Origin of the sequence: Nocardioides salarius, from assembly GCF_016907435.1 — a bacterium.
GTDB lineage: Bacteria > Actinomycetota > Actinomycetes > Propionibacteriales > Nocardioidaceae > Nocardioides > Nocardioides salarius.
In genome coordinates, this window is the sequence record NZ_JAFBBZ010000001.1 from 2,145,265 (window position 1) to 2,160,189 (window position 14,925).

The 14,925-nt window shown below is 71.4% G+C and carries 15 protein-coding genes; 8 read left to right on the forward strand and 7 right to left on the reverse strand.

The genetic code is table 11. The features are described from left to right. Window positions 1–7: 7 nt before the first annotated feature. The 6 genes from gyrB to dnaA all read right to left on the reverse strand — a co-directional run bounded on the left by gyrB (window position 8) and on the right by dnaA (window position 8,177). Entirely contained in the window at window positions 8–2,140 is a 2,133-nt protein-coding gene (gene gyrB / locus JOE61_RS10340) for a DNA topoisomerase (ATP-hydrolyzing) subunit B (RefSeq protein WP_372440068.1), read from the reverse strand. A 267-nt stretch (window positions 2,141–2,407) separates the two neighbouring features. Further along, entirely contained in the window at window positions 2,408–2,992 is a 585-nt protein-coding gene (locus JOE61_RS10345; RefSeq protein WP_193670565.1) for a DciA family protein, read from the reverse strand. After that, window positions 2,982–4,178 (reverse strand): DNA replication/repair protein RecF, encoded by a 1,197-nt coding sequence (recF, locus tag JOE61_RS10350; RefSeq protein ID WP_193670566.1) that lies wholly within the window; start codon window positions 4,176–4,178, stop codon window positions 2,982–2,984. Before recF ends, JOE61_RS10345 begins: the two co-directional genes overlap by 11 nt. A gap of 1 nt (window position 4,179) precedes the next feature. Beyond that, window positions 4,180–5,097 carry a phosphogluconate dehydrogenase (NAD(+)-dependent, decarboxylating) gene (gene gnd, locus JOE61_RS10355; RefSeq protein ID WP_193670567.1) on the reverse strand — a complete coding sequence of 306 codons (918 nt, stop codon included), beginning with the start codon at window positions 5,095–5,097 and terminating at the stop codon, window positions 4,180–4,182. A 65-nt stretch (window positions 5,098–5,162) separates the two neighbouring features. Further along, a complete protein-coding gene (dnaN, locus tag JOE61_RS10360; RefSeq protein ID WP_193670568.1) occupies window positions 5,163–6,302 on the reverse strand; it encodes a DNA polymerase III subunit beta in 1,140 nt (379 codons plus the stop codon). A gap of 384 nt (window positions 6,303–6,686) precedes the next feature. Next, window positions 6,687–8,177, reverse strand: coding sequence for a chromosomal replication initiator protein DnaA (gene dnaA / locus JOE61_RS10365; RefSeq protein ID WP_372440069.1), 1,491 nt, complete (start codon window positions 8,175–8,177; stop codon window positions 6,687–6,689). A 505-nt stretch (window positions 8,178–8,682) separates the two neighbouring features. On the opposite strand from dnaA, the gene rpmH reads away from it, so the two are divergent. The 8 genes from rpmH to JOE61_RS10405 all read left to right on the forward strand — a co-directional run bounded on the left by rpmH (window position 8,683) and on the right by JOE61_RS10405 (window position 13,978). Continuing rightward, window positions 8,683–8,820 (forward strand): 50S ribosomal protein L34, encoded by a 138-nt coding sequence (gene rpmH / locus JOE61_RS10370; protein ID WP_193670570.1) that lies wholly within the window; start codon window positions 8,683–8,685, stop codon window positions 8,818–8,820. 19 nt (window positions 8,821–8,839) lie between these two features. After that, window positions 8,840–9,172 (forward strand): ribonuclease P protein component, encoded by a 333-nt coding sequence (rnpA, locus tag JOE61_RS10375; protein ID WP_193670571.1) that lies wholly within the window; start codon window positions 8,840–8,842, stop codon window positions 9,170–9,172. Further along, window positions 9,169–9,465 (forward strand): membrane protein insertion efficiency factor YidD, encoded by a 297-nt coding sequence (yidD, locus tag JOE61_RS10380; protein WP_204797211.1) that lies wholly within the window; start codon window positions 9,169–9,171, stop codon window positions 9,463–9,465. Before rnpA ends, yidD begins: the two co-directional genes overlap by 4 nt. 3 nt (window positions 9,466–9,468) lie before the next feature. Further along, window positions 9,469–10,473 carry a membrane protein insertase YidC gene (yidC, locus tag JOE61_RS10385; protein WP_193670572.1) on the forward strand — a complete coding sequence of 335 codons (1,005 nt, stop codon included), beginning with the start codon at window positions 9,469–9,471 and terminating at the stop codon, window positions 10,471–10,473. Beyond that, window positions 10,470–11,009 carry a Jag family protein gene (locus JOE61_RS10390; protein WP_443678573.1) on the forward strand — a complete coding sequence of 180 codons (540 nt, stop codon included), beginning with the start codon at window positions 10,470–10,472 and terminating at the stop codon, window positions 11,007–11,009. Before yidC ends, JOE61_RS10390 begins: the two co-directional genes overlap by 4 nt. Window positions 11,010–11,049: 40 nt before the next feature. After that, window positions 11,050–11,778 carry a 16S rRNA (guanine(527)-N(7))-methyltransferase RsmG gene (gene rsmG, locus JOE61_RS10395; protein WP_307822924.1) on the forward strand — a complete coding sequence of 243 codons (729 nt, stop codon included), beginning with the start codon at window positions 11,050–11,052 and terminating at the stop codon, window positions 11,776–11,778. Between the two features lie 218 nt (window positions 11,779–11,996). Continuing rightward, window positions 11,997–12,935: a ParA family protein gene (locus JOE61_RS10400; protein ID WP_193670573.1), complete on the forward strand. Its 939-nt coding sequence runs from the start codon at window positions 11,997–11,999 to the stop codon at window positions 12,933–12,935. Further along, window positions 12,932–13,978, forward strand: a complete 1,047-nt coding sequence (locus JOE61_RS10405) for a ParB/RepB/Spo0J family partition protein (protein ID WP_193670574.1) — start codon at window positions 12,932–12,934, stop codon at window positions 13,976–13,978. Before JOE61_RS10400 ends, JOE61_RS10405 begins: the two co-directional genes overlap by 4 nt. 173 nt (window positions 13,979–14,151) lie before the next feature. Here the strand turns inward: JOE61_RS10405 and JOE61_RS10410 are convergent, their stop codons facing one another. Then, window positions 14,152–14,919 (reverse strand): lysophospholipid acyltransferase family protein, encoded by a 768-nt coding sequence (locus JOE61_RS10410; RefSeq protein WP_193670575.1) that lies wholly within the window; start codon window positions 14,917–14,919, stop codon window positions 14,152–14,154. Between the last annotated feature and the right edge of the window lie 6 nt (window positions 14,920–14,925).

Below are 14,925 nucleotides of genomic sequence, written 5' to 3' on the forward strand. Positions count from 1 at the left end.
TAGATACCTAGATATCGAGGAATCGGACGTCCTTGGCGTTGCGCTGGATGAAGGAGCGGCGCTGCTCGACGTCCTCGCCCATCAGGATCGAGAAGATCTCGTCGGCGTGCGCGGCGTCGTCGAGCGTGACCTGCAGCATCAGCCGCTGGTCGGGGTTCATCGTGGTCTCCCACAGCTCCTTGGCGTTCATCTCGCCGAGGCCCTTGTAGCGCTGGACCGCGTTCTCCTTGGGCAGCTTCTTGCCCTGGGCCTGGCCCTCGAGCAGCAGCGCGTCGCGCTCGGCGTCGGAGAAGACGAACTCGTGCTCGTGCGGCTTGTTCCAGCGCAGCCGGTAGAGCGGCGGCTGGGCCATGTAGACGTAGCCGTGCTCGATCAGCGGCCGCATGAAGCGGAAGAGCAGCGTCAGCAGCAGGGTGTTGATGTGGTGGCCGTCGACGTCGGCGTCGGCCATCAGCACGACCTTGTGGTAGCGCAGCTTGTCGCCGTCGAACTCCTCCTGGATGCCGGTGCCCAGGGCGGAGATGATCGACTGCACCTCGGCGTTGCCGAGCACCTTGTCGATGCGCGCCTTCTCGACGTTGAGGATCTTGCCGCGGATCGGGAGGATCGCCTGGATGCGCGGGTCGCGGCCCTGGCGGGCCGAGCCGCCGGCCGAGTCGCCCTCGACGATGAAGACCTCGCACTCGGCCGGGTTCGTGGACTGGCAGTCCGAGAGCTTGCCGGGCAGGCCGCCACCGCCGAGCAGGCCCTTGCGCGAGCGGGCCAGGTCACGGGCCTTGCGCGCGGCCACGCGGGCCTGCGCCGCGGCCTGGGCCTTGCGGATGATCTCGCGGCCCTCCTGCGGGTTCTGCTCCAGCCAGGCACCGAGCTGGTCGTTGACGACGCGCTGCACGAAACCCTTGGCCTCGGTGTTGCCGAGCTTGGTCTTGGTCTGGCCCTCGAACTGCGGCTCGCCGAGCTTGAGCGAGATGATCGCGGTGAGGCCCTCGCGGATGTCGTCACCGGTGATCCGGTCCTCCTGCTTCTTCATCAACCCCCAGTCGAAGCCGGCGTTGTTCATCAGCGAGGTGAGCGCGGAGCGGAAGCCCTCCTCGTGGGTGCCGCCCTCGTGGGTGTTGATGGTGTTGGCGAAGGTGTGCACCGACTCGGCGTACGAGGTGTTCCACTGCATCGCCACCTCGAGGCTCATGTGGTTCTCGACCGACTCGGGGGTGTCGGCCTCGAACGAGATCACCGAGGGGTTGGCGACGGTCTTGGTGCGGTTGAGGTGCTCGACGAAGTCGACGAGGCCGCGGTCGTAGCGGAAGACCTGCTCGGAGCCGCCGTCGGCGCCGCGCTGCATCGCGGCGGGGCCGGTGCGGTCGACGTCGTCGGAGGCCGTGTCGTCCTCGACCGCGTCCATCACCGCGTCGGCGGCCGGGCGCTCGTCGCGCACCACGATCTCGAGGCCCTTGTTGAGGAAGGCGTACTCGCGCACCCGCGACGTGATCGTCTCGAGCGAGTGCGTGATCGTCTCGAAGATGTCGGGCGAGGGGTAGTAGGTGATCGTGGTGCCGCTGCCCTCGTCGTCGCGCAGCGGGCGCACCTGCGCGAGGTCGGCGTCGGGCACGCCGATGGTGAAGGACTGGCGCCACAGGTGGCCGCGGTTCTTGACCTCGGCCACCACGTGGGAGGAGAGCGCGTTGACGACCGAGACGCCGACGCCGTGCAGACCGCCGGAGACCTTGTAGCCACCCCCGCCGAACTTGCCGCCCGCGTGCAGCACGGTCAGGGCGAGCGTGAGCGCGGGCAGCTCCTGGCCCGGCGCGGTGTCGGTGGGGATGCCGCGACCGTTGTCCTCGACGCGCACGCCGCCGTCGGCGAGCAGGGTCAGCACGATCCGGTCGCAGTAGCCGGCCAGCGACTCGTCGACCGCGTTGTCGACGATCTCCCAGATCAGGTGGTGCAGGCCGCGCTCGCCGGTCGAGCCGATGTACATGCCGGGGCGCTTGCGCACCGCCTCGAGGCCCTCGAGCACCTGGATCGCCGAGGCGTCGTAGTCGACCCCGTTGGGGCGCAGGTCGGCCGGGACCGCGGGGGGTGCGGGGGGTGTCGCCGTGGGGTCCTGCTGGTCGTCCGGGGTCGGGGTCTCGTCGGACACGTCCACCTCTTCGTTGCAGGCTCGTGCGACGAGCCAGGACATGGGTCGGGTCGCCAGAGGCGACCCGGGGGCCATGCTACCGCTCTGCGGGCCCCAGGACACGCTTCGTCCCCAGGTGTCAGGTGTCGCGACCGCGAAAAGACTCCCTCACGGCCGCAGGGAGGTGTCTGGGAGCGCCTCCCAGGGGTGTCGACGGGTACGGGTACCACCGAGAGGGCCCCAGATCGCCTGTGCCGGAGCCACCCCCTGCTCGACGACCTCGCCGGCTCAACCGTAGGTGTCGCGCGGCCCGCGGCCGTCGCGCACCGAGCGCGGGCCCTTGCGCCAGGTGGGCAGGTGCGGGCCGAGCACCTCGATCACGGTCACGGTGCCGTGGCCCAGCTCCTCGTTGAGGCGGCGTACGAGCGAGGGCGCCAGCAGCCGCAGCTGGGTGGCCCAGGCGGTGGAGTCGGTGCGCACCACCAGCCGGCCGTCGGCGAAGGACTCGGGGGTGCAGTGCCCGGCCACCTCGCCGCCCACCATCTCCACCCAGCGCCCGAAGACCCCGTGGACCCGCAGGTCGAGCTCCCAGCCGTGGTCGGCGACCAGCCGGCCCAGCGTGGCGTCGAGGGTCTGCGGGTCGCGGTCGTCGGGGTGCGAGCCGGACCCCTTGTTGCCGGCGGGGTCGCCACCCGCGCGACGCGGCTTGCGGCGCCGCGCGGGGGAGCCGCCCGCGCCCGCCGTGGCCCGGGCGATGCGGCGGGCCAGCTCGAGCCCGTCGGCCCGGTGCTCCTCGCCCTCGCCCTCGCCCGGCTGCGCCGCCGGGTCCTCGTGGTCCTCGCCGGAGGATCCGTCGGTGGGCTCAGGGCTCACGACGCACCTCGCCGCCACCGACGAGGTAGCGCACCCCCGACAGCGCCTTCGGCACGTCGGCGGCCACGGCCGCGGTCACCAGCACCTGCTCGGCACCGGCCACCAGGTCGGCGAGCTGCTCGCGGCGCTCGGTGTCGAGCTCGGCGAAGACGTCGTCGAGGATCAGGATCGGGTCGTCGCCGTCGTCGCGCAGCAGGTCGTACGACGCCAGCCGCAGCGCCAGCGCGAACGACCAGGACTCGCCGTGCGAGGCGTAGCCCTTGACCGGCAGACGCGGCGGCGACCCCTCGCCGTCGGGCCCGCCGTCGGGCCCTTCGTCCGGGCCCGCGCCGTGGCCCAGGCTGAGCAGCAGGTCGTCGCGGTGCGGTCCCACCAGCGAGACGCCGCGGTCGAGCTCGTCGCCGCGGCGGCGCTCGACCTCGGCCAGCAGGGCCGCCGCGAGCTCACCCGCCGAGCGGGCCCCGTCGAGCTCGAGGCTGGGGCGGTACTCCAGCGCCGCGTCGTCGCGTCCCGCTCCCCGCGCGACGCTCTGGTAGGCACGGGCCAGGTAGGGCCGCAGCGCGTCGACCAGGGCGATCCGCTCGGCGAGCAGCTCGCCGCCGGTGCGGGTCAGGTGGTCGTCCCACACCGAGAGGGTGGCCAGCGCCCCCTCCTGGGAGGAGGAGCCGCGCCGCGCCTGCCCGGCGGTCTTGAGCAGCGAGTTGCGCTGGCGCAGCACCCGGTCGTAGTCGGCGCGCACCCCGGCCAGCCGCGGGGCGCGCAGCACCAGCAGGTCGTCGAGGAAGCGGCGCCGGTCGGAGGGGTCGCCCTTGACCAGCACCAGGTCCTCGGGCGAGAAGACCACCGTGCGCACCAGTCCGACGATCTCGCGGGCGCGGGGCAGCGGCGAGCGGTTGACCCGCGCCCGGTTGCTGCGCCCCGGGTTCACCTCGACCTCGAGCACCGCCGTGCGCCCGTCGCGGACCACGGCCGCACGCACCACCGCCTGGTCGGCTCCCGCGCGCACCAGCGGCGCGTCGGAGGCGACCCGGTGGGAGGAGAGCCGGGAGAGGTAGTCGATCGCCTCGACCAGGTTGGTCTTGCCCTGGCCGTTGCGGCCGATGAACGCCGTGGCGCCCGGCTCCAGCGCCACCTCGGCCGAGGCGTAGGAGCGGAAGTCGTGCAGGGTCAGGTGCGAGACGTGCACGTCATGCCAGGTCGGGATCCGGGCCGGGCTCGACGCCGGACTTCTCCACGCCCTTGACGGCGTGGCCACCGAACTGGTTGCGCATGGCGGCCACCGCCTTCATGGCGGGGGAGTCGTCCTGGCGGGAGACGAAGCGGGCGTAGAGGGCGGCGGTGATGGCCGGGGTGGCCACGGCGTTCTCGATGCCGGCCTCGACGGTCCAGCGGCCCTCGCCCGAGTCGTCGGCGTACCCGGCGATCGAGGCCAGGCCCGGGTCGTCGTCGAGGGCGCCCACGAGAAGATCGAGCAGCCAGGAGCGGATCACGGTGCCCTCGCGCCAGGAGCGGAAGACCTCGGTGGTGTTGTCGACGACGTCGACGGCCTGCAGCAGCTCCCAGCCCTCGGCGTAGGACTGCATGACGGCGTACTCGATGCCGTTGTGCACCATCTTCGAGAAGTGCCCGGCGCCGACCTTGCCGGCGTGCACCGCCCCGAAGTCACCCTCGGGCTTGAGGGCGTCGAAGATCGGCTGGGCGGTCGCGACGTCGTCGGCGCTGCCGCCGTACATCAGCGCATAGCCGTTCTCGAGGCCCCAGACCCCGCCGGAGACGCCGCAGTCGAGGAAGCCGATGCCCTTCTCGCCGAGCTGGGCGGCGTGCGCCTGGTCGTCGGTCCAGCGCGAGTTGCCGCCGTCGATGACCAGGTCGCCCTCGCCGAGCAGCTCGCCGAGCGCGTCGACGGTGTCCTGGGTGATCTTGCCGGAGGGGACCATCACCCACACGACCTTGGGCGAGGGCAGCGCCTCGACCATCGCCTCGAGGCTGTCGACGTCGCGCTTCTCGGGGTCCAGGTCGAAGCCGATGACGGTGTGGCCGGCGTTGCGCAGGCGGGTGCGCATGTTGCCGCCCATCTTGCCGAGTCCGACGAGTCCGATGTCCATGGTGCGCTCCTTGCTGTGGGGCCGGTCTGCGGGTGGTCGGTCTGCGAGGTCGTGCGCAGGCACGCCTACGAGAGCAGGCGCCGCGGCATCAGCAGGTAGCGGAAGCCGGGGTCGGTGTCGCCCTCGGCCGGGGATCCGCTGATCACCACGGGCTTGGAGGCCTGCGTGAAGGCCAGCTCGACGACCGACTCGTCGATCGCGGTCAGGCCGTCGAGGAGGAACTGGGGGTTGAACCCGGTGGTCAGCGCCTCGCCGTCGACGTCGGCCTCGATCGACTCCGAGGCCTGCGCCTCGTCGCCGGATCCGGCGTCGAGGGTCAGCACGCCCTCGCTGAAGGCGAGCTGGACGGCGGTGTTGCGCTCAGCGACCAGCGAGACGCGCTTGACCGACTCGATCAGCGCCGCCTTGTCGACCTTGGCCACCGTGAGGTGCTCGCTGGGGAAGAGGCTGCGGACCTTGGGGAACTCGCCGTCGAGCAACCGGGTCGTCGTACGCCGGATCCCGCCGCCGGCCGCGCCCTCGAAGCCGATGATGCCCTCGCCCGAGCCGCTGGCGGCCAGCGCGATGGTCACCTCGCTGCCGGCGGTCAGGGACTTGGCGGTGTCGCCGAGCACCTTGGCGGGCACGAGTGCGGCCATCGACTCGTCGGGGGTGCGGGGGTCCCAGCCGAGCTCGCGCTGGGAGAGCCGGAACCGGTCGGTGGCCAGCAACGAGATCGACGAGCCGTCGATCTCGATGCGCACGCCGGTCAACACGGGGAGCATGTCGTCCCGGCCGGCCGCGGTGATGGCCTGGGCGACCGCGTGGGCGAACAGGTCGCTCTGCACGGTGCCGGTCGCGGCCGGCATCTCGGGCAGCGAGGGGTAGTCCTCGACCGGCATGGTCTGCAGGCTGAACCGGGCGGATCCGCAGGTGAGCGAGACGCGGGCGCCGTCGAGCACCATCTCGACCGGCTTCGCGGGCAGGCTGCGGCAGATGTCGGCGAGGAGGCGACCGCTGACCAGCGCACGACCCTCGCCCGAGACCTCCGCCGGCAGCGTGGCCCGTGCCGACGTCTCGTAGTCGAAGGTCGACAAGAGCAGGCCCTGGTCGGTGGCCTCGACCAGCAGCCCCGCGAGCACGGGCACGCTGGGTCGGACCGGGAGGCTGCGAGCTGCCCACGCGACGGCGTCGGCGAGCACGTCACGTTCGACGCGGAACTTCACGGTGGGGAGTCCTTCTTCGAGGCGGGCGCGGTCAGCGGGCGGTGGGAGACGAATCCTGCCACGAGGCCGGCGCCGTCGGGAGGCCCGGGGCGTTTTCCCCAGGGAGGGGGCCTGGGAGGAGTTGACGGGTCTCGTGACCTTGATGGAGGTCCGTAGGAGTCATAGCAGCGGTGGAAACTGTGGAGGAACATGAAACCCGCAGGTCAGCCGGCTCGATCGTCGTGCACAGGGGCTGTGGAGGAGGATCCGGACGAGCAGCGTGGGCGTGTGCACCGGGCGGCGGTCGTGCCCGGCTTTCCCTTGCGGTTCCACAGATCCTCCCCGTGTAGTTCGTAGTGCCCGGGGTGGTTGATCCACAGGCTCCACGGCGATCTGGGGGTGGGCTCAGCCCTGGCGGGCCTGCAGCTTGACCCGGTTGGTGAGCTCGCTGACCTGGTTGAAGACCGCGCGACGCTCGGCGAGCAGCTGGTTGATCTTGCGGTCGGCGTACATCACGGTCGTGTGGTCGCGGTTGCCGAACTGCGCACCGATCTTGGGCAACGAGAGCTCGGTCAGCTCACGGCACAGGTACATCGCGATCTGGCGCGCCATCACCAGGTGCCGTCCGCGGCTGGGCCCGGTGAGCTCGTCGATGGCCAGCCCGAAGTAGGCGGCGGTCTGGGCGATGATCAGCCCGGCGGTGATCTCGGGCTCCCCGCCCTCGGGGATCAGGTCCTTGAGGACGATCTCGGCCAGGGTCATGTCGACCTCCTGGCGGTTGAGGTTCGCGAAGGCCGTGACCCGGATCAGCGCGCCCTCGAGCTCGCGGATGTTGGTCTGGATCTTGGAGGCGATGAACTCGAGCACGTCGGGCGGCGCCGTGAGCCGGTCCATCGCGGCCTTCTTGCGCAGGATGGCGATGCGGGTCTCGAGGTCGGGGGGCTGGACGTCGGTGATCAGGCCCCACTCGAAGCGGTTGCGCAACCGGTCCTCGAGGGCCTCGAGGCGCTTGGGGGGCCGGTCGGAGGTCAGCACGATCTGCTTGTTGGCGTTGTGCAGCGTGTTGAAGGTGTGGAAGAACTCCTCCTGGGTCTGGGTCTTGCCCTCCAGGAACTGGATGTCGTCGATCAGCAGGACGTCGACGTCGCGGTAGCGCCGCTTGAACCGGTCCTGCCGGTCGTCGCGGATCGCGTTGATGAACTCGTTGGTGAACTCCTCGCTCGAGACGTAGCGCACCTTGGCGCCGTTGTAGAGCGAGCGGACGTAGTGGCCGATGGCGTGCAGCAGGTGGGTCTTGCCCAGCCCGGAGTCGCCGTAGACGAGCAGCGGGTTGTAGGCCTTGCCGGGCGCCTCGGCCACCGCCACGGCCGCGGCGTGCGGGAAGCGGTTGGAGGAGCCGATGACGAAGGTCTCGAAGGTGTACTTCGGGTTGAGCCGGGTCTCCAGGGCGCTGGGGGCCTGCGCCGGGGCGGGGGCGTCCCGCTCGTCGGGCACGTGCTGGCGAGGCGCCTCGGTCGGCGGCGGGACCACCGAAGGAGACATGTCGACATATCGACCTGAGTCGTCGGCCGGCAGGGGCGTGGGCTCGGCGACGTTCTCCTCGAGCTCGGGGTTCACGGTGACCGCGATCCGGATCTCGCGCCCGAACCGCACCGTCAGGGCGTCCTCGAGCTGGCCGCGCAGCCGGCCCTCGAGCTGGTTGCGGGTGAAGTCGTTGGGCACGGCCACGATCGCGGTGTTCCCGTGCAGGGTCACCGGCTCGCTGGCGCGCAGCCAGGCCCGCTGGTTGGGCTGCAGGTCCGCGAGCACGCTGGCCCACGCGTTCCCGAGCTCCGAGCTGCTGTCCTCCACGAGGTGGATCTCCTGCCTGGTCCGAACTGGGCCACCTCGTTCCACAGGCTTTTCCACAGGCTGTGAGCGGGGTGCTGGGGACGGGTCGCCCCGGGTCGCCTCCCGGCACGCCGTGACCGTTCTGGATCTTGTCTTCGCAGGTCAGCGGCGGTACGGCGAGGTCGTGCCGCACGTGCTGAGGACCGGTGGGGGCCCTGTCGGCGCGGCGTCGAACGGCGCGTCGACGTCCTCGAACCTAACCCGCTCACGCGGGCACCAGCAAGACGTTCTCCACAGGTTCGCGGGGTCGATGCACAGGACGGTCGCGAGGGTTTGACCCTGGTCTCGCCGCGCGCGTACCGTTGGCCGGTCACTAGATGTCGACTGGTGCCGCATGTCCACGCCGAACCCCGCACCCGCGGGGCCTGCGTCGTGGGTGGGCGGTGGCAGCCGAAGGGCGACACCGACCGTGCGTCCGCGCACGGGCACAACCCGCGCCGCCGACGGGGAGACCCCCTCGTCCTGGCCGGGTCGACACTGCACAGACGTCCAGCGAAAGAGAACATCAGCCGTGAGCAAGCGTACGTACCAGCCGAACAACCGCCGCCGCCACAAGGTGCACGGCTTCCGCCTGCGCATGCGCACCCGCGCCGGCCGCTCGATCCTGAACTCGCGGCGCCGCAAGGGCCGCAAGAGCATCTCGGTCTGAGCGACGGCCCCCTCGGCCGTTGCTCCCCGCCGCCCACCGTCTGCGTGACGGCTCGGACTTCCGAGCCGCCTCACGCCGAGGTCGGCGCGCGGGGTCACGGACGCTGGTGGCGCACCTCCTGGTCGGCGACGACGACGTGGTGCGCATCGGGTTCGTGGTCAGCAAGGCCGTGGGCAACGCCGTGGTTCGCAACCGCGTGAAGCGCCGACTGCGCCACCTGGCCCGGGAGCACGTCTCGACGCTCCCGGGCTCTGCTGTGCTCGTGGTCCGGGCGCTGCCCGCCGCTGCCCAGGCGTCGTACGCCGAGCTCGGCACCGACCTCGACCGCTGCCTGCAGCGGGTACGGCCGTGAAGCACGTGCTGGTCGCGCTGCTGCGCGTCTACCGCGCCGTGGTGAGCCCGATCTACGGCCAGGTCTGCCGCTACCACCCCTCGTGCTCGGCGTACGCCCTCGAGGCCGTGCAGGTGCATGGCAGTCTGAGGGGCACGCGGCTGGCCACCCGGCGCGTCGGTCGCTGCCACCCGTGGGCGGCCGGGGGCTACGACCCGGTGCCGCCCGCGCGGGGCTCCTCACCACCCGGTGCGGAACCTCCGGCACGCAGCAGCCCCGCACCCTCCCCGCACTCGACCCAGCAAGGAGCCTGATCGGTGGGCATCATCGGCGACATCTTCGGCTTCATCGCGACGCCGCTCTACTACGCCATCTCGGGCATCCTGATCGGCTGGCACAAGCTGTTCGACCTGCTCGGTCTCGACCCCGCGGGCGGCATGTCGTGGGTGCTCTCCATCGTCGGCCTGACCCTGGTCATCCGCGCGCTGCTGATCCCGCTGTTCGTCAAGCAGATCAAGGCCAGCCGCAACATGCAGCTGATCCAGCCGAAGGTCAAGGAGCTGCAGAAGAAGTACGGTCACGACCGGGAGCGTCTCGCCCAGGAGACGATGAAGCTCTACAAGGACTCGGGCACCAACCCGTTCGCGTCCTGCCTGCCGCTGCTGCTGCAGATGCCGATCTTCTTCACCCTCTTCCGACTGCTCGACCAGGCCGCGAAGAACCAGACCGCGCACGGCTTCCTGACCGAGGACCTGGCGCGCCAGTTCGGTGACGCGAAGATCTTCGGCCAGATCCCGATCGCCGACAGCTTCTGGCAGGCCGGCATCTGGCGCGAGGGCGGCGGCGACCCGGGCGTGATGTTCCTGGCGCTGGTGCTGGTGCTCGCCATGACCGCCACCACCTTCTTCACCCAGCGCCAGCTGATGAGCAAGAACATGCCGGCGGACGCGCTGTCCGGGCCCTACGCGCAGCAGCAGAAGATGCTGCTCTACGTGCTCCCCGTCGCCTTCGGCCTCGGTGGCGTGGCCTTCCCGATCGGTGTGCTCCTCTACTGGACGACCTCCAACCTGTGGACGATGGGCCAGCAGTTCTACGTGATCCGCAACAACCCCGCCCCCGGCACGCCGGCCTTCCAGGCCAAGGCCGAGCGCGAGAAGGCGAAGGCCGTCAAGCACGGTGACGTGGTCGCCGTCGACGAGCCGACCGCTCCCCCGACGCCGCGCCGCCCTGCGCAGCGCCAGCAGCCCAAGAAGCAGACCCGGCAGCAGCGCCGGCAGACCGGCAACCCCAAGCCGGACTCGACCAACGGAGGTTCCTCGTGACCCAGGACGTGACCCAGGACGTCAGTGCCGAGCAGGAGCAGGCCGAGCCGGCCGTCGCCGGTGAGAGCGACAGCTCGCGCGTCGAGCGCCTCGAGAACGAGGGCGATATCGCCGCGGACTACCTCGAGGAGCTCCTCGACATCGCCGACCTCGACGGCGACCTCGACATGGACGTCGAGGGCGACCGTGCGGCCGTCTCGATCGTGGGTGCCGACCTCTCCCAGCTGGTGGGTGCTCGTGGCGAGGTGCTCGACGCGCTCCAGGAGCTGACCCGTCTGGCCGTCTACCGCGAGACCGGCGAGCGTTCGCGGCTGATGCTCGACATCTCGGGCTTCCGTGCCGAGAAGCGCACGCAGCTCGAGGCGCTGGCCGCCGAGAAGTGTGCCGAGGCGCGGCAGTCCGGTCGGCGCGTCGACCTCGAGCCGATGAGCCCGTTCGAGCGCAAGGTCGTGCACGACGCCGTCGCGGCCGCTGGGCTGGGCTCGGAGTCCGAGGGCGTCGAGCCGCGTCGCTACGTGGTGATCCTCCCTGAGTGAGGAGCGGCCCCCGGGCTCGGTTTCACGTGAAACACCCCCCGTGCCCGACGTGGCCCGGGGGGTGTTCCCGTCCGAGCGGATGGCAGCCGTCGAGCGGTATGCCTCGCTGCTGGCCGAGGCCGGGGTGGAGCGAGGCCTGATCGGGCCCCGGGAGGTCCCCCGGCTCTGGGACCGGCACCTGCTCAACAGCGCCGTGCTCTCGGAGTGGGTGCCGCCCGGCGTCGAGGTCTGTGACATCGGGTCGGGGGCCGGCCTTCCCGGCGTGGTGCTGGCGCTGGCCCGTCCAGACGTCCGGGTGACCCTGGTGGAGCCCCTGCTGCGACGCACCGTTTTCCTGGAGGAGGTCGTCGCCGAGCTCGAGCTCGCCGGACAGGTCGAGGTGGTCCGCGCACGCGCCGAGGAGGTGCACGGGCGCCGCACCTTCGACGTCGTCACCTCCCGGGCGGTCGCTCCCCTGGAGCGCCTCCTCGGCTGGTCGATGCCGTTGGTCGCCCCCTCGGGCGCCCTCCTGGCGATGAAGGGCTCCTCGGTCGCCGAGGAGGTCGAGCGGACGCGCGCCGAGCTGGCCGTCTGGCGATGCGCTGAGCCCGAGATCGGCCGCCTCGGCGAATCCGTGCTGGAGGAGGCGACCTGGGTGCTGCGAGTGGCCTGGGGGGACCCGGCCTCGGTATCGTGGCCGCCGCAGCGCGCGGGCGCCGCGAAGGCGGGGCGTTCCGGCGCTGGCGGCAAGCGGGCTCGTCGTCAGTCGCGTCGGTCCGGCCCCACGTGACCCAGGTGGTGCCGCGTCGGTGCAGCGCGGGGGCTCCACCTCTGTCCCCAGAGTTATCCACCGGTCCGAAGCGCGGTCTGAGCGTGGTTGTCCACAGTTTCAACAGTTTATCCACAGGAGTTCCGATGGTCGGCCCCGATGATGTTTCACGTGAAACCGGCGACCAGGGACCCGACGTTCCACGTGAAACCAGTGCGGCGCCGGTAGCGGCGTACCAGGTGCGGACCGCGGCGGACCTGGCCGACCAGCCGTCCGGCTTCGCGGACGAGGCCACTCCCCTGGCTCAGGCCGCCGAGCACAGCCTCTCGGTGCGCTTGCGGTCCCGGTCCCTCCCCCCGGCTCCCCGCCCCGACGCCACCCGGGTCTTCGTGGTGGCCAACCAGAAGGGCGGCGTGGGCAAGACCACCACGACCGTCAACGTGGCCGCGGCCCTCGCCCAGCTGGGGCAGCGGGTCCTGGTGATCGACCTGGACCCCCAGGGCAACGCCTCCACGGCGCTCAACGTCGACCACCACCGCGGCGTCCCGAGCACCTACGACGCGCTGGTCGACGGCGCGCCGCTCACCGACGTCATCAGCCCGTGCCCCGAGGTGGACAACCTCTGGGTGGTCCCGGCCACGATCGACCTCGCCGGCGCGGAGATCGAGCTCGTCAGCGTGGTGGCCCGGGAGGGCAGGCTGCGCAAGGCCATCCACGGCCACCCGGGGGTGGGCTCGGCCGCCGAGGCCGGGGACGACCGGTTCGACTACGTGATCGTCGACTGCCCGCCGTCGCTGGGGCTGCTCACGCTCAACGCCCTGGTGGCGGGCGAGGAGATGCTGATCCCGATCCAGGCTGAGTACTACGCGCTGGAGGGGCTCGGACAGCTGCTCGAGACCGTCGACATGGTCAAGGCGCACCTCAACCCGGCGCTGTCGGTCTCCACGATCCTGGTCACGATGTACGACGGGCGCACCCGGCTGGCGGCGGGGGTCGCGGAGGAGGTCCGCGAGCACTTCGGCGACCAGGTGCTGCGCACCGCCATCCCCCGCTCGGTCCGGGTCTCCGAGGCGCCGTCCTACGCGCAGACGGTCATGACCTACGATCCGGGTTCGCCCGGCGCGCTGTCCTACCTGGAGGCGGCACGCGAGATCACCCACCGAGGAGTCCGCTCGTGAACGCACCTCGTCCCGCCACGCGCCGCGGCCTCGGTCGGGGCCTCGGATCGCTGATTCCCACCTCCCCCGCCGCCGGCCCCGAGGTCGGGCGAACGGGTGGCCCCGGTGCCACCCAGGACGCCTCTCCGTCGCAGCACGACGCCGGCACCGACGGTGCCGACCGGTCCGCCGCGGACGGTGCACCCGATGGTGACGGACGTGGGAGCGTGGACCCCGGGCTGGCGCCGGTGCACGGGGCCTGGTTCAGCGAGATCCCGGTCGCCCAGATCGTCCCCAACCGGGTGCAGCCGCGCCAGGTGTTCGACGAGGACGCGATGGCCGAGCTGGTGCACTCGATCCGCGAGGTCGGGCTGCTCCAGCCGATCGTCGTGCGTCGCGTCGCCGACGAGGGCTTCGAGCTGGTGATGGGCGAGCGACGCTGGCGCGCGTCGCAGGAGGCCGGCCTGACCGCCATCCCGGCGATCGTGCGCGAGACCGACGACACCGACATGCTGCGCGACGCGCTGCTGGAGAACCTGCACCGCTCGGAGCTCAACCCGCTGGAGGAGGCCTCGGCCTACGCCCAGCTGCTCGAGGACTTCGGATGCACGCACGACGAGCTGGCCCAGCGGATCGGGCGCTCACGCCCCCAGATCTCCAACACCCTGCGCCTGCTGCGGCTCAGCCCCGCCGTGCAGCGCCGGGTCGCCGCGGGAGTGCTCTCGGCCGGTCACGCGCGCAGCCTGCTCGCGGTCGACGACGCCGACCTGCAGGACCGGCTGGCCCAGCGGGTGGTCTCGGAGGGCATCAGCGTGCGGGGGCTCGAGGAGATCGTCGCCGTCGGCGACCACGACCGGCCCGGCCCGCGCACCCGGCGGTCCAAGCCGTCGGCGCCGGGTCTCGCCGACATCGCTGAGCGGCTCTCGGACCGCCTGGAGACCCGGGTCAAGGTCGACATGGGACGCAGCAAGGGCAAGATCAGCGTCGAGTTCGCCACGATGGACGACCTGCAGCGCATCATCGACGTCATCGACCCACGCAACCGCCAGGACAGGCCGATCTAGCGACACATCACTCAATCAACACATCACTCAATCGACATGTCACTTTGTCGACAAAGCAATCTGGAGTTTCATCGGCCGGCCGATGAAGCTCCCGGGTGGACGACGAAGCTTCATCGTCCACCCGTCAGATCCGTCGGCCGGCCGATGAAGCTCCTCGGGGCAGCGGGGGAGGGTCAGCCCTGGGCGCGCTTGGCGGCCCGCTTGGCCGCGCGGGCACGCTTCTCCTCCACGTCGAGCCGGGCGGCCTCGTCGGGGGTCGGGGCGGAGCCGCCGTGGCGCGCGGGCACCCACCAGGAGCCCGGGGGCTGCTCGTCGGCCGGGTAGGCCGCGATGGCGCCGTCGAGCATCGACGACATCCGCTCCCGCAGCTGGGCCGTCTGGCCCACCGGGTCGCTGCCGTCGGGGTGCATCGGCTCGCCCACCGTCAGCGAGATGGTCTTGCCCCGCGAGAAGTCGCGGGGGTGGTCCTTGGTCATCATCCGCTGGGTGCCCCACAGGATCACCGGCACGATCGGCACGCCGGCCTCGGCGGCGATCCGCACGGCGCCGGTCTTGAACTCCTTGAGGTCCATCGAGCGGGAGATGGTGGCCTCGGGGAAGATCCCCACGGCCTCTCCCTGCTGCAGGAAGTCGACGGCGGTGCGGAAGGAGGCCAGGCCCTCGCCACGGTCGACCTCGATGTGGTGCAGCGAGCGCATCAGCGGCCCGCCCAGCGGGTGGTCGAAGATCTCCCGCTTGGCCATGAACCGGATGAGGCGACCCGAGGGGTTGGCGGCCAGGCCGCCGTAGACGAAGTCGACGTACCCGATGTGGTTGCAGGCGAGGAGCACACCGCCCTCACGTGGCACGTGCTCGGTGCCCGTCATCGTGATGCGCTGGCCCAGCAGCCGGAATCCGGTCTTGGCTGCGAGGATGATCGGGGGATAGGTCAGGTCCAGCACAGGCCT

What these genes read in the sequence shown, in the direction of transcription:
- gnd (WP_193670567.1), bottom strand. Translation starts at nt 5,097, where the DNA reads ATGGACATCGGACTCGTCGGACTCGGCAAGATGGGCGGCAACATGCGC.